13 protein-coding genes are annotated in these 14,813 nt (G+C 49.0%); 3 read left to right on the top strand and 10 right to left on the bottom strand.

From position 1 onward, the window contains the following. Window position 1 precedes the first annotated feature (1 nt). Window positions 2–868, top strand: coding sequence for a DMT family transporter (locus tag E2I14_RS12655; protein ID WP_319945934.1), 867 nt, complete (start codon window positions 2–4; stop codon window positions 866–868). 38 nt (window positions 869–906) lie between these two features. Then, the gene (locus E2I14_RS12650; protein ID WP_133329064.1) at window positions 907–1,767 is read left to right on the top strand and encodes a sulfurtransferase; all 861 of its coding nucleotides are present in this window, start codon (window positions 907–909) and stop codon (window positions 1,765–1,767) included. 45 nt (window positions 1,768–1,812) lie between these two features. Here E2I14_RS12650 and E2I14_RS12645 read toward each other — a convergent pair whose 3' ends face one another. The 10 genes from E2I14_RS12645 to E2I14_RS12600 form a co-directional block, all read right to left on the bottom strand. After that, a complete protein-coding gene (locus E2I14_RS12645) occupies window positions 1,813–2,109 on the bottom strand; it encodes a YqjK family protein (protein WP_133329062.1) in 297 nt (98 codons plus the stop codon). Then, entirely contained in the window at window positions 2,106–2,498 is a 393-nt protein-coding gene (locus E2I14_RS12640) for a phage holin family protein (RefSeq protein WP_133329060.1), read from the bottom strand. Before E2I14_RS12640 ends, E2I14_RS12645 begins: the two co-directional genes overlap by 4 nt. A 128-nt stretch (window positions 2,499–2,626) precedes the next feature. Further along, the gene (locus E2I14_RS12635; protein ID WP_133329058.1) at window positions 2,627–2,932 is read right to left on the bottom strand and encodes a DUF883 family protein; all 306 of its coding nucleotides are present in this window, start codon (window positions 2,930–2,932) and stop codon (window positions 2,627–2,629) included. 95 nt (window positions 2,933–3,027) lie between these two features. After that, the gene (gene ubiA, locus E2I14_RS12630) at window positions 3,028–3,882 is read right to left on the bottom strand and encodes a 4-hydroxybenzoate octaprenyltransferase (RefSeq protein WP_133329056.1); all 855 of its coding nucleotides are present in this window, start codon (window positions 3,880–3,882) and stop codon (window positions 3,028–3,030) included. A 124-nt stretch (window positions 3,883–4,006) separates the two neighbouring features. Beyond that, window positions 4,007–5,599, bottom strand: a complete 1,593-nt coding sequence (locus E2I14_RS12625) for a bifunctional aspartate transaminase/aspartate 4-decarboxylase (RefSeq protein WP_133329054.1) — start codon at window positions 5,597–5,599, stop codon at window positions 4,007–4,009. A gap of 79 nt (window positions 5,600–5,678) precedes the next feature. After that, window positions 5,679–7,361, bottom strand: coding sequence for an aspartate-alanine antiporter (gene aspT, locus E2I14_RS12620; protein WP_133329052.1), 1,683 nt, complete (start codon window positions 7,359–7,361; stop codon window positions 5,679–5,681). Between the two features lie 391 nt (window positions 7,362–7,752). Then, on the bottom strand, window positions 7,753–8,907 hold the full coding sequence (locus E2I14_RS12615) for an FAD-dependent monooxygenase (protein ID WP_133329050.1): 1,155 nt from the start codon (window positions 8,905–8,907) through the stop codon (window positions 7,753–7,755). Between the two features lie 11 nt (window positions 8,908–8,918). Beyond that, window positions 8,919–10,271: an aminopeptidase P N-terminal domain-containing protein gene (locus tag E2I14_RS12610; RefSeq protein WP_133329048.1), complete on the bottom strand. Its 1,353-nt coding sequence runs from the start codon at window positions 10,269–10,271 to the stop codon at window positions 8,919–8,921. A gap of 5 nt (window positions 10,272–10,276) precedes the next feature. After that, window positions 10,277–10,993: an N-acetylmuramate alpha-1-phosphate uridylyltransferase MurU gene (gene murU / locus E2I14_RS12605; protein WP_133329046.1), complete on the bottom strand. Its 717-nt coding sequence runs from the start codon at window positions 10,991–10,993 to the stop codon at window positions 10,277–10,279. Window positions 10,994–11,012: 19 nt separating this feature from the next. Continuing rightward, window positions 11,013–12,068 carry an aminoglycoside phosphotransferase family protein gene (locus E2I14_RS12600; protein ID WP_133329044.1) on the bottom strand — a complete coding sequence of 352 codons (1,056 nt, stop codon included), beginning with the start codon at window positions 12,066–12,068 and terminating at the stop codon, window positions 11,013–11,015. A 127-nt stretch (window positions 12,069–12,195) separates the two neighbouring features. Here E2I14_RS12600 and E2I14_RS12595 point away from each other — a divergent pair, with 127 nt between their 5' ends. After that, window positions 12,196–14,790, top strand: coding sequence for an LPS-assembly protein LptD (locus tag E2I14_RS12595; RefSeq protein WP_133329042.1), 2,595 nt, complete (start codon window positions 12,196–12,198; stop codon window positions 14,788–14,790). Window positions 14,791–14,813 lie beyond the last annotated feature (23 nt).

The raw sequence follows: 14,813 nt of genomic DNA, 5'->3' as shown, positions 1-14,813 counted from the left end.
GATGTTACTTGCTAGCTTGTTGTTCGCTTTGATGGGCGTATGCGTCAAGCTAGCTTCTGATATCTACACGACGTCAGAAATCGTGATGTACCGCGGTTTGTTTGGCGTGATTTTCCTCTTCTGTATTTCCCGCATCAATTCCGTTAGTTTAAAAACCTCCATGCCGCTGCGCCATTTTGGACGCGGTTTGGTGGGTGTGATCGCGTTGTGGCTGTGGTTTTATACCATCGGCAAACTGCCGCTGGCTATGGCAAATACATTGAACTACATGTCACCGATTTGGATTGCGGCGTTCTTATTCTTCTATAACTGGTGGCGTGGCAAGGCGCAGTTTGCTCTGGGATTGCCGGGTGCGATTGTCTTGAGCTTTGTCGGCGTGATTTTTTTGCTGCAACCGTCGATGCAAGAGCGCCAAATTCCCACCGCGATTATTTCTCTGGCCTCAGGCATGCTGGCGGCATTGGCTTATTTGCAGGTGCGCGCCATGGGTTTGTTGGGCGAGCCTGAAACGCGGGTAGTGTTTTATTTCTCACTCACGAGTGCTATTTCTGGTGCGGTCGCTGGGGTGATTGATCAAGATTGGCACGTTCATACGTCTTTTTATGGAGCGACTTTATTGCTGGCGGTGGGATTTTTCGCCAGCACCGCGCAACTCGCGATGACGCGCGCCTACCGGCTTGGTAATCCGCTGGTGACAGCCAATTTATCCTACAGCGGCATCGTCTTTTCGAGCGCTGCGGGAGTGATTATTTGGCACGATAAATTAAGTATATTGAGTTGGGTTGGGATTGCTATTATTTTGTTGAGCGGTATTCTAGCGACTTATATTCACACGAAATCTACTTTGCCATTACTGGCCGAAAAGTGATTTCTTTATTCGATTCGCTGGTTTAAACAAGGATTGTTATGAGCGCGCATTTCACGACTTTAATTTCTGCATCCGACTTAGCAAAACACCTATCGCAGCCCAACTGGATTATCTTGGATTGCCGCCATGACCTCGTCAATCTCGATGCAGGTCGACTAGCCTTTGAGCAAGGCCATCTGCCGAATGCGCAGTTCGCTAATATCGATCACGATTTATCGGGCCCGAAGTTAAATGCCGATGGTGTGTTTTGTGGGCGTCATCCACTGCCAAGTCGCGCCGACTTCGTCGCTACCTTGCGTTCCTGGGGGATTAACAACGACACCCAAGTCATTGCCTACGATGCACATGGTGCAATGTTTGCGGCGCGTTTGTGGTGGATGTTGCGTTGGGTAGGGCATGAAGCAGTTGCTGTGTTAGATGGCGGATTGCCGGCTTGGACCCAAGCTCAATTGGCGGTATCGACCGACGCGTTTGTACCGCAAGCAGGCTCAATTACCGAACAGCCATCCTTGGTCGAATTGTTCAAAGTTGACCAAATTGTCGCCAATTTGACGAGTAAGGAACGACTAGTAATTGATGCGCGTTCACCTGATCGGTATCGCGGCGAGAACGAAACGATGGACCCAGTGGGCGGCCATATCCCGGGTGCGAAAAATCGCTTTTTTAAGGACAATTTGCAGGCCAATGGCCAGTTCAAATCACCCGCAGAATTGCGTGCCGAATGGTCTGCGTTAATTAACGATCCAAAATCGACGATTATGCAATGCGGCTCCGGTGTAACTGCTTGCCACAATTTACTGGCCTTGGAAGTAGCTGGATTATCTGGTGCGGGGTTGTATGCGGGGTCGTGGAATGAGTGGTGCAGCGATAACTCAAGACCAGTCGCGACTGGTGTGTAATAGACGATAGTGCGTAGTAGACGATAAACGCCTTAATGTAGAAAATTAAGGCGTTTCTTTTTTGTCGATTGCCGAAGAAATCGAGCGCCATAATTGCCAAATCATGAGCCCGTTTCTAGCCACCGAAATGGCGCGTCCCGGCATGATGACCAATAAGCCCGCCAACGCGGCGCTGGCCCAGCCTGGCATATTTTTTAAACGTTTGATTAATCCATCGCTGCTTTTGATCCAGCCAGTTGCTTGACCTAAGGCGCGGCTTTGCGCGATTAAGGTGGTGCGTTGCAGCGTACATTCGAGCACCAAAAGGGCGCGGCGTTGGGCTAAGCGTTTAGCGCGACTCATGCTTGCTCCTCTGATTCATTGGTTTGCTCACGAAACTGCAACAGCTCCGCATCTTTTTTGATTTCAGCAATGCTGTGTTCAAGCAAGCGCGGCTTGTTGATTAGCTGATTCCGCAGCCAAGCGGCGATGAAAACACTTAAGGCGCTGAATACGCCAATCAAGCTCAGTAAAACCGCAACGCGATGTTCATCCCAAAACACGGCGATGATTAACAAGATGCCCAATGAAATCGCGACGCCGGCGCAAAATAAAGCGATCAGCGTATAAACAAAATAGGTGGCGAAACGGATTAACTCTTCTTCCAGTTCAACCGTGACCAGCTCCAGTCGGGTTTGCAATATCGCGACGAAGGTTGAAACAATGCGGTTAATGCTGGCGGAAATGGACATTGAGGTGTATTGAGGTGAGTGAATAAAAATTTGTGGCTACAAAATTGTGGCTACCTAATAGTAGCCACAATGCGCCAAGAGTTGAAGTTGTATCGTGATTGGACTGCTGCCGGCTTATGTGCGACCGCTTATTTACGGCTAATTAACAGGCCAATCACCAATCCAACCGCTGCGCCCAAACCAACTGCTTGCCAAGGATTTTCTTTGACATAGGTATCGGTCGATTTAGCGGCTTCTTTGGTTTTGTTGACGACCAAGCGCTCTAAGCGAACGATTTCGTCTTTGGCGTTTTTGATTGTCGCTTCAAAACGCGCTTTGGCATTTTTGAAATCATCGCCAGAAGGTAATGCTGAGTTCTTAAGTAAAACTTCTGCATCGTGAATAACAGCTTGCAGGTCGTGCATCAATGCGTCGTTGTGGTTTTCTGAGCTCATGATTTCTCCAATCGAATGAATAAAAGTGTGACAAAAATGCTGCGAACAAACATTTACCAACAAGACCAAGATACGCCTGATTCGTTAGTCAAAATTTAATGTAGCGCAAAATCTAAAGCTATCCCAATAAAAATAAGACAACCTAACCAGTTATTGTGTCGAAAAGCGATAAAACAAGACGCACGGTCGCGATGTCGTATTAAAAAGTAATGATAAATTGCGCACAAGATAGCTCCCACCAGCCCTAACGAAAACCACAAGCGCAAGCCGAGCGACCAACCAACCGCGAATAACAGCGCAAAACTTGCCGCGTAGCAAAACATAACCGCTGCAACATCGTATTTGCCAAAAGTAATGGCGGAAGTCCGGATCCCGATTTTTACATCATCATCTCTATCCACCATCGCGTATTCAGTATCGTAAGCGACGGCCCAAAAAACATTACCGATTAATAAAATCCACGCTTGCGTGGGAACTTGATTTTGAATCGCCGCATACGCCATCGGAATACCAAAACCAAACGCGATGCCAAGATACGCTTGTGGAATCGCAAAGAAGCGTTTGAAGTAAGGATAGCTCGCGGCGATGATTACCGCTGCAATCGATAATTGTTTGGTGAGCGCATTTAACGGAATGATTAAGCTGAATGCCGCGACTGCCAACACGGCGGCCACCATTAATGCTTCCCAGCTCGCGATTTTGCCCGATGTGAGTGGTCGCTCGGCGGTGCGTTTAACGTGCTTATCAAAATCCCGATCCGCATAATCATTAATCGCGCAACCGGCAGCGCGCATCAACACTGTGCCTAAAGTAAAAATCAACACCAGGTTCCAATCCGGCTGGCCGTTGGAGGCAAGCCACAAGGCCGATAACGTGGGCCAAAGCAGCAGCAATATGCCGATGGGTTTGTCGAAGCGGGTTAATTGCCAATAAAGGGTTAAGCGTTGCATGCGGATTGCTGAGTTGAGGAAAGCGAGTATTGTAAATTATTTGCACTCAAGTCAATCGTAAAAGTGAAGGCGGCTAACGTTGCGTCGGCCGCCTCGCCTTAAGTCGAATGCTGCTGATTAACTATTACTTACCGCCAGATTTTTTAAACTCAGCGTAAAACTCTTCGGCCAATTTACGAATCGATTTACCGATATTGGCGTAATCGTATTCGTTTAAGTTAGCCAACGAGACGCGGCCCGATGGATGCGTTGTGCCGAATCCGCGACCTGGTAACAAAATCACGCCCGTTTCCTCCGCCAAGCGGAACAGCGCTTCATTCGGTTTGAGTTTGGTGAGCAACCACGCAGCAAAATCCGCCCCGTGCATTTGGGTGGCGATTTCTTCCATATCAAGTAAATGGTAGTAACGCACCGAGTTTGGATCGTGTTGCATAGGCAAACCTAATTCACGATAGAGCGCTTGTTTGCGTCGCAAAACGATGCTCTTCATGGCTTTTTTGTAGTTTTGCTGTTCATCCATGAGCGAGAATAAGGAGAACATCGTCATCTGTACTTGAACCGGTGTTGATAAACCAGCGGTGTGGTTTAACGCTACCGTGCGGCTGTCGGCGACTAAGCGATCGATGAACTTTAATTTGCGCGGCTCTGTGGTGATGGAGCTGTAACGTTCATCCAATTGCTTTTTCGTGGCTTCCGGTAGTTCGGCAATTTTTTGATCCAGAATATTGTGTTCGTGCGTCGCAACGACGCCCATGCGCCAGCCAGTGGCACCGAAATATTTGGAAAACGAATACACCAACACGGTGTTGTATGGGCACATTGCAAACAGAGATACAAAATTGTCGGCAAAGGTGGCGTACACGTCATCGGTCAGAATGATTAAGTCGGGACGCTTTTTAACGATCTCAGCGATATAGGCTAAATTTTCATCGCTGATTTTGACCGAAGGTGGATTGCTTGGATTGACCAAGAAGAACGCTTTGACTTTTGGATCTAATAATTTATCGAGTTCAGCTTTGGTGAATTGCCAGTTGTTTTCTGCTGGAGAATCAATGGCGATTTGCACCAATTTGTAATCGTCCAAATGCGGGATTTCGATGTAAGGCGTGAAAATCGGCATACCCAGCGCAATGGTGTCGCCTTCTTTCAAAATATGATTGGCGCGGAAGCTGTTGAATAAATAGGTCATGGCCGCGGTGCCGCCTTCGACCGCGTACATATCAAATTTACCGGCAAAAGGATGATCGCCGATCATTTCGCGGTGTATATATTCGGCGACAATTTTTTCACTCAAACGCAACATGCGATCTGGTACCGGATAGTTACAGGCCAAAATCGCTTCACACATTTCGTATAAAAAGTCTGCTGCCGACAAGCCAAGCTGGTCGCGCACATAGGACACGGCGGCTTGTAAAAATTTAACGCCCGGTACGTGCGCGTTAGCGTGGGTAAAAATCTCAAAGCGCTGCTCGATGCCGTCTAATTGGGGGAACCCACCGATGTCATCCATATAGACATAAGAACGCTCGGATTCGCTCATTGCAAACAAGCCAAACTGGAAAAAGCCATGGCGCGGCGTGGTCGTTAAAAAGTTAGGATTGCCGCGGCCAGCGTTGAGCAACATGCGGTTGCCTTGCTTTTTGGCGGTTTCAATCAAGGCATCTTTCAATTCGAATGGGCTTAAGGCGGCGAGCTTTTCTTTATTGCTGAAATCCATGTTGATACTCCTTTGCGAGTGGGTGTGGAACTAGGTGCTGCAATGCGTAAACCAGTTCAGAAAATACAATCGAGCGGCGCTAAACAAACGCAACGATGAGCGGCCCGAGCAACGTTAAAAACACATTGGCTAATGCGTAGGTAATGGCGAATGGAACAGTGGGAATCGAGTTCTCGGCTTTGTCTAACACTTCACCAAAGGCCGGATTGGCGCTGCGTGAGCCCGATAATGCGCCGGCAAGAATTGCGGTGTTGTCGTAGTTGAGGATGTAACGGCCAAACAACATGGTGATTAACATCGGTAGAATGGTGACCACCATTCCCACGCCAAAAATAGTAAAGCCCTGAGCTTGGATAGTTTCTACCGCTTGCAAGCCGGAAGTTAAACCGACCACGGTGACGAAACCGGCAAGACCGAGGTCCTTCAATAATTGCACTGCAGGCTGCGGCATTTCGCCAAAAGTTTGGTGTTTGGAGCGGTACCAACCAAATAACAAGCCGGATAATAATGCGCCGCCGCCACTGCCTAAAGTTAATGGGATGGAGCCGATTTTTGCGCTTAATAAGCCGACCAACAAACCGACCACCAAGCCAGCGCCCATGTATACAAAGTCGGTTTTTGGACTAGGAATTAAGGCGACGCCGATAATTGCTGAGGCTTTTTTCACATCTTGTTCCGCGCCATAAATCGAGACCACGTCGCCCAATTCAATGACTGTGTCTGCTTGCATCGGTAGCGCCGTGCCAGCGCGCGTTATTTTTTCAAGAAAGATGCCATGGCGCGTCATTTCTTTGGCTTGCAGTCGAATGTCTTGCAGTGTTTTATTGCTGAATTCTTGGTTGGAGAAAATCACATCGCTGCGCTGCATGATTAAATCCATGCCGTCCACATCAAACACTTCTGTACCCAATTGGGGTGCGACTTCTAGAATAGAATCGCGGCGTCCGACAATTAAAATTATGTCGCCAGCCAGCAATTCTAAAGTCGGATTAATCGCAATCAGCTTGCTGCCACGTTTTACTTTTTCTATCGTGATCGCGGCGCTGGGGCTGAAACCTTCAATTTTCGCGATCGAGTTTGCTTGGTTTAATTGATACAGCCGACCAACTAAATCAGTGACCGCATTAGCTTGTCCTTGGCCTAACACTTGCACGCCAGAATTCATGGCCATTTCCGCTTTGATCGCATCATCACGAATGCCGCGCCCCATCAGTTTGGGCAGGATATTGACGCAAACAATAATTGCGCCAAACGAGCCAAAGACGTAAGTGACTGCATAACCGACGGCGACATTGCCCTGTAGGCGCGCGACTTCGCCCGCGTCTAATCCAAGTTTAGTAATCGCGTCACTGGCTGTGCCGATGATGGCCGATTGGGTTAAACCACCCGCTGCGATACCGGCGGCCAGCCCTTTGTCTAAGGCGAACAGTTTCGCCATGATGACCACGGTGAGTAATCCGGTTGCGGCCATGACCGCGGCCATGATGATTTCTTTGATGGATTGCTTGCCCAGTGAGCTAAAAAATTTCGGGCCGCTCTCGTAGCCGACGGCATAAATGAACAAGGCAAATAACACCGCTTTGACGCCCGCATCGACATGCACGCCGACCTGACTGACTAACACCGCGACCAGTAAGCTGCCGGCCACGCCGCCAAGTTGGAATTTGCCAAACTTCACCTTACCAAGCAGATAGCCTAAAGACAGACAGAGAAATAAAGCGATCTCGGGTGATTTCGCAAAAATCGAATGTAGCCATTCCATATGCAATCCTTTGCTTTGAAAGATAGGTTGGAAAATAGTTGCCTTAGGGTATTTTTTTATTGTTAAACATTGATAAATCTATTAAATCATGGATTTATGGCAGTTAAATGAATTTTCGATGTGCAAATGCAAAAAGACATAAAAATTCACATTTATGATTCTGAGGCTAGCAATGTTGCTTCCTTAGCATGGGCGAAATTGTGAACTTGTGGCGCTAATTCTTCAAATAAGGATTGAGTTCGATTGTGATGGCGCAAGAAAGCTGATCAAAATGGCATTGCCAACCATCGGATTGGCAGTTTTTTTATGTGGAAATAACGGTGGGAAAGTGCGTGGGAGGGGAGGCGAGCGGTGGATTTGAGGACCGAAATCCACCGCCATTCAACGAGCGTTATCGGCGCCCAAACATCATTTGTTCGGCCAGCACGGTTTGCGCTGGTTTGAACAGGTCAATGATTCCTAGAGCGGAACTGAACAGTGTTTGGCGCAAACTACCATCGGGCGAACTGGCAAACAACTGGGCCATTTGGCTGGTTAAGGTGATGGTTGTATTGCGATCGGTTTGGCGTGCTTTATAAAAATCTTGTAGCGCGCTTGGTTCCAGCGATTTACTAAGGAATTGCGCCAATTGGAAGGCGTCACGCAAGCCTAAATTCAATCCTTGCCCAGCCACCGGATGCAGCGTTTGCGCGGCATTGCCGATGCAAATTGAGCGCCCAACTAGAGCGCTGGTTTGGGCATTTAAACCCAGTGCGTAGGCGCTGCGCGGAGTAACGCTGGTGAAGCGTCCTAAACGTTGACCGAAGCTATGCTGTAATTCGGCCAAAAAATCCGCGTCAGACAGGGCCATCAATCGGGCGGCGTTCTCGGGGCGTGAGCACCACACTAAGCCGTACCCATCTTCGAGCGGCAACAAGGCCAACGGGCCTTCTTCGGTAAAGCGTTCGTAAGCACGCGGCGCGGTCGGGATGCTGGTTTTGACGTGCGCAATCAGCGCGGTTTGCTGATAATCATGGTGCTTTGTTTGTGGCGCTTGGTCGCTAAATACCCCGCCTTCGGCTTGCACCACAATGGCAGCGCTAATGGCGCGCCCATCTTCTAAAGTAACGCTTGCGTATGGTCCCTCGCTTGCATCGATTTCCTTGACTTTGAGAGGGCGTAAAAAGGTTAATTCAGAGCTGTATTTTGCGAGTTCAATTCCTAGCGGTTTGAGAATATTGGCGTAGCGCGCGACGTAGCCCAAAGCGGGCACATTGTGCGCGCTGCTTTCAATTAAGGTTCGACCAAAATGTCCTCGGCGCGAGACGTGAATTTGTTCAATGGCGGTGGCGCTGACCGGCCAAGCACCAGCGGCTTGCAGGATTTGTTGGCTACCATAAGACAAGGCAATTGTGCGCGCATCGTTAGCGGCTTGCTCGCTCGTTTTGGCGTCGATTAAGACAATACGTTTCGGGGCAATGCCGCGTTTGATTAGCAAGGCAGCGAGGGTTTGGCCAACGGGGCCAGCGCCGCAAATTGCGATATCAAATTCAGGGGTGAGTTGCATAGAAATGTTGCTCAATATTGATTGGAATAGTGGCGCATAACATATTCGATTTCAGCGACGGTTTTCGGCGTATCTCGACTCAGGTTAAGCGGCCCATCTTCGGTAATTACAATGTCGTCTTCGATGCGGATGCCGATATGCCAAAACTGCTCGGGCACGTTTTCCGCAGGTCGCACATAAATGCCGGGCTCAATTGTAATCGCCATTCCGGCTTGTAGCGTGCGGTAGTCCTTCTCTGACCCGCTATCGTTGATTTGGGTCGCGCGATAATTGCCGACATCATGCACATCCAGACCAATCCAGTGTCCGGTTCCGTGCATATAAAACTGGCGGAAAGCGTTATTGGCAATGGCATCGTCTAAGGTGCCAACGACGTTTTTATTGAGTAAGCCAAGATCCAACATTCCCTGTGTCAAAACCCGCACCGCCGCGTTATGCCCAGCGATGTATTGTTCCCCAATTCGGGCGTGTTGTAAGGCTGCTGATTGCGCCGCTAACACTAATTCATACAAGGCTTGCTGTGGTGCGTTGAATTTGCCGTTGGCGGGAAAGGTGCGGGTAATGTCCGATGCGTAGCTATCGAGTTCACAACCCGCATCAATCAAAATTAAATCGCCCGGCTTAATCAAGGCGTTGTTGGCGCTGTAATGCAAAACACACGCATTCGCGCCGGTCGCAACGATGGAGCTGTAAGCCGGTGCTTGTGCGCCGTTACGGCGAAATTCATACAGCAATTCGGCTTCTAATTCGTACTCAAATTGTCCAGGGCGACAGGCTTGCATCGCGCGCTTGTGAGCCGCGCCCGAAATGCTCGCTGCGCGTTGCATGAGCGCAATCTCTGTCGCGTCTTTAGCTAAGCGCATTTCGTTGAGCAAACTCAGTAAATCTATCGTTGTGTGCGGAGGCAAAGCGCCGCTGCGGGCTTTGGCGCGAACCGCATTAATGGCGCGTAAAACCTGATTATCTAGCTGCGCGTTGTGGCCTTGGGTGTGAAATAAAGTTGCTTGGTCGGTGATTAAAGAAGGTAATTCGGTATCGAGCTGATCGATTGGAAACGCCGCATCGAAGCCGAATTCTGTTTGGGCCGCCGCTGGGCCAAACCGAAAGCCATCCCAAATCTCGCGCTCAACATCTTTGTTGCGGCAAAACAGAATGCTTTGATTGCTTGCGCCAGCCACTAGCACCAAGGTCGCTTCAGGCTCGGTAAAGCCGGTTAAATAATAAAAATAGCTATCGTGTCGAAACGGGAAATAACAGTCGCTATTGCGCGTCATTTCAGCCGAGGTCGAGATAATTGCCACACCGCCGCCGTGCCTTTGCATCTGCGCCAAAAGCTGGTCGCGTCGTTCTTTGTAGGGGCTCATAGAATTTATGTCTTGGAAGATGCCAGTGGTTTGTTTAATTCGGCTAGGCGCTCGGGTGTTCCGACATCGGTCCAGGCGCATTGAATGACTTCGCCACCGAGTTGGCCGCGGTCTGCATAGTCGTGCAACAGCGTTACTAATTTAGCGGATTCGCCGGGACGAATGGAAGCAAACATTTCAGGTCGGTACACCCCGATGCCAGAAAAGGTGTAACGCGGTTCGCCTTCTTTAGTTAAGCCTAATAAGTGCACCGCAAAGTCGCCTTGCGGATGATGCGCGGGATTTTTTACCATGTACAACCACGCCACATCGCGTTTGTCATGGGGATGCGGATTGCCCCACATATCGTTGTCTTCAAGCGTATTGAGGCATTCGGAAAAATCGAAATGCGGACAATAAATATCGGCCGCAATCGCCACGAAAGGATGCTCGCCCAGTAAATGCAAGGCATTGGCAATGCCACCCGCCGTCTCAAGCGCTTCGGACTCGGCTGAATAGCTAATTGATGCCCCAAATTGGCTGCCATCTCCCAACGTTTGCTCGATCATGTCACCTAAATAGGCATGGTTAATCACGATCTCGGTGATGCCTGCTTTGACCAGATTCAGAATATGCCAAACAATTAAAGGACGGCCGCGCACCTTTAACAGTGGCTTGGGGCAGTTTTCAGTCAGCGGCATCATGCGCGTGCCGCGTCCTGCTGCGAGTAACATGGCTTTCATAGGTTTTTACTTGTTTGCGTTAAAACGTGTAGCCGATTTGTGGTGCTTTATCGTCCAATTCATCGAGCAAGCGCAACAGCGGAATCAGTGAGTTGTAGCGCTGGGCGGTTTTGCGCACGTAGGACAAAACTAACGGTAAATCAGCTAAATATTGTTGCTTGCCATCGCGATATGCTAGGCGGCAGAAAATACCGAGAATTTTTAAATGGCGCTGCAAGCCCATGAATTCAAAATCCCGATAGAAACTATCGATATCGGTGCTAATCGGCAAACCAGCATGGCGCGCGCGTTCCCAATAACGAATCGCCCAATCGAGTACTTGCTCCTCATCCCATTCAATGTACGCATCACGCAATAACGAGACAATATCGTAGGTAATCGGGCCGTACATCGCGCCTTGGAAGTCAATAATGCCGGGATTGTTTTCTGCCATCACCATCAGATTGCGCGAATGGTAATCGCGGTGCACATAGACTTGGGGCTGCGCGAGTGTGTTGGCTAAAATTTGTTCAAACACTTTATCCAAACTGGCTTGCTGTTCTGGCGTGAGTGTCGCACCTAAATGTTTGTTGATGTACCACTCCGGAAAAATCAGCAATTCTTTATGCAGCATCGCACGGTCATATTCCGGCAATACTTCTGGCTGACTATGCAATTGAATACGCACCAAGCTGTCGATCGCGTCGATGTAGAGTTTTTGCGCGGTATCTTGATTTAACAGATGCGAATACATGGTCACACCTAAATCGCTGAGCAATAAAAATCCTTGCTCGATATTGCTGGCAAAAATATGCGGCACGGTGACGCCAGTCTCATCCAGCAATTGCGCGACCTGGATAAACGGACGCACGTCTTCCTGCGGTTGCGGCGCGTCCATCAGGATGAATGTCTTGCCTTCGGCGTCACGAATGCGGAAATAGCGGCGAAAACTCGCGTCGGCCGAAGCGGGCTGGATTGATTCCGGCTGCAACGCGAATTCCGATAGTGTGGCAATCCAGTCAAGTAGTTGGAAGAGACGAGAATCATTTTGTGCGTCAAGGGCGGACGCCGAGGTAGTTTTGGTAGAGCTGGTCATAGCAATTTGCTTATTTTTAGAGGTGGATACGGTGCAATTTGGATAATTCGCAAGAAGATGCAAGGAAATTTAGCCAGTTCCCCTATAATAGGGGACTTATTTTTTAAAAAACAGCCCAGCATAAAACATGCTTCAATCAATGCGTCGCAATCCCCTATTATCTCATTTGTCGCCATCCTTGCTGAGTAAAATGAGTTTGGCCGTGTTAACGGCCTTCTCTGCACCGGTGTTTGCCGGAGTAAATTTAGAAAATAATGCAACGACTGCCGATGCCGGTAGCGTCAAAGTTGAATCCAACAAAACTAGTTCTGCGACCAATGCGAATTCGGTTCAATCTGCCAGCTCCATCCTTGCGCCTAATTTTGCGAGTAATTTAGGCACTAACGCGTTTGCAATAATTTCGGCTGCGAATCCACCTTTATTACTCAACATCACCCCAGCGAGTTTGTCTTGGGGTTCATTAATGACGACCTACGTCGCATCATCGGCAAAGTTGTTTCCTGCAGTCGGTCAAATGCAAGCTGCAAACGCGTCGCTGGTTGATCCAAATATGATTGCCGCACGCGCTGAACAGATGACTGGGCGGCCAGATCGGATTATGAATTTTGACGGGCAAGTCGAGATCGTGCGCGGCCCATCGACCTTGAATGCGGATACCGCTGAATACCACGCCGTTGAAGATTTAGTGATGGCTAACGGTAACGTGCAAATGTTGCGTAACAAAGATTGCTACAGCGGCGACACGTTTCAAATGCAAATGGATACCGGCAGTGGTTACTTAACTAATCCTGTGTATCAATTAGAAAAGAACAATGCACGCGGTAATGCAACGCGGATGGATTTCATCGATAAAGACCAATCTGTGGTCGAAAACGGCATTTATACCACCTGTGAAGGCCCCAATCCGGATTGGTACTTAAAGTCATCGCGCTTGGATTTGGATACCGGTACGGACGAGGGCGTCGCGCGCAACGGCGTGGTGTTCTTTAAAAATGCGCCTATTCTTGGCTCACCGTGGATGTCTTTCCCGATTTCGGATGCGCGTCGCTCGGGAGTTTTGCCGCCCGAATTTACTTCCACCACATCAGGTGGTCCTGAGTTAACAGTCCCCTATTATTTTGATATTGCGCCCAACCGTGATGCCACGGTGTTCCCGAAATATATTGCCAAGCGTGGCGCGCAACTTGGTGCTGAAGTGCGTTATTTAGATCCCGACTATAGCGGTTTGACCCATATTGAAGTCACGCCAACGGATCAAGAAACAAACACGACGCGCTACTCAATGAGTATCTTGCACAAAGAGACCTTATTGCCTGGCTTGACGATGGATTTGAATTACAACCGCGCTTCCGATAATCAGTATGCCGTGGATTATTCGCATTCGATCACTGCAAGCTCACAGCATTTGTTGCCCCAAACCGTAACGTTTGTGTACGGCCAGCCATTTTGGTCGGCTGGATTGACCGCTGCCAATTATCAAGTTTTGCAAGACGCGAACAACGACATCGGTAAACCGTATCAAACCTTGCCTAAACTGTTTGCCCATGCCGGTAAGATTGACGATTTTGGCGGTTTCGATTGGGCGGTGGATACCGAATACGCCAACTTTAGCCATCCAACCTTGGTCAATGGCGAACGCTTCGTGGTGCAGCCGCAGATTTCCTATCCCATTTTAGGAACCTATTTTTTCGTTACACCTAAACTCTCGTATCACTTAAGTGAATACAAACTGGGCGACAACTTAGCCACTGGAGATCCAGCAAGTCCGGTTTTATCGGTCCCGACGTTCTCGCTGGATACCGGTTTGTATTTTGAGCGCGAAACATCCGTATTTGGTCGTGAAATCACCCAAACACTGGAGCCGCGGATGTTTTACGTTAAAACACCATACCGCGATCAAACCAAGATCCCTGAATTCGACACCGGTGTCTCGGACATTAACTTCGCGCAAATTTTTACCGAAAACCGCTTCTCTGGCCAAGACCGCGTTGGCGACGCCAATCAGTTGACAACTGGTTTGATTAGCCGCGCCATTGAGGCCGACGGGCAAGAACGTATGCGCTTTGCCATCGCTCAACGGATTAGTTTTAGTCAGCCTCTGGTGGTAGATGGTCCGTATTATTATTCGTCCTCCATCGTCGGTGACCAAACCATCTACACGCAGCATTCCACGTTACCAAGCCGCTCCGATCTGATTATGGTCGCGGAAGGAAAACTCACTAACAATCTCACCGCCCAAGCGTCTTGGCAATATAGTCAGAGTTTTTCCAGCACCGAGCAACTGAACTTTGGTTTGAAATGGCAACCAGCGCCGATGCAGGTATTCAACTTGGAATACCGCTACAAACAAATCAGCCAAGTCGATCCTGAAGGCATGAGACAACTTGACATGTCCGCGCAGTGGCCATTGGCGCCACGTTGGTATGGTGTGGCGCGCAGCAATTATTCGATTCAAGATCGCCGCATCTTAGACGGCTTGGTCGGCTTTGAATACAAGCAGGATTGTTGGGTTTTCCGCGCTGTGGCGCAACGTTACGTTGTTCCATCAACGGTTGCCAATGTCACTTCAAGCGCGACCACGTCATTATTTTTCCAGCTTGAATTAAATGGTTTGTCGCGCATTGGCACCAATCCGCTGGAAGTGCTTAAACGCAGTATTTCGGGTTATCAGCCAATTAATCAGCCAACAACCCAACCAAGTTACCAGCAAACGAATTACTAAACGTATTTAATTGCTTTTGCTAT

Origin of the sequence: Sapientia aquatica (genome assembly GCF_004358105.1) — a bacterium.
GTDB lineage: Bacteria > Pseudomonadota > Gammaproteobacteria > Burkholderiales > Burkholderiaceae_D > Solimicrobium > Solimicrobium aquaticum.
Note: the sequence above shows the minus strand (reverse complement) of the source record. Positions and strands in the feature narration are given on the sequence as shown.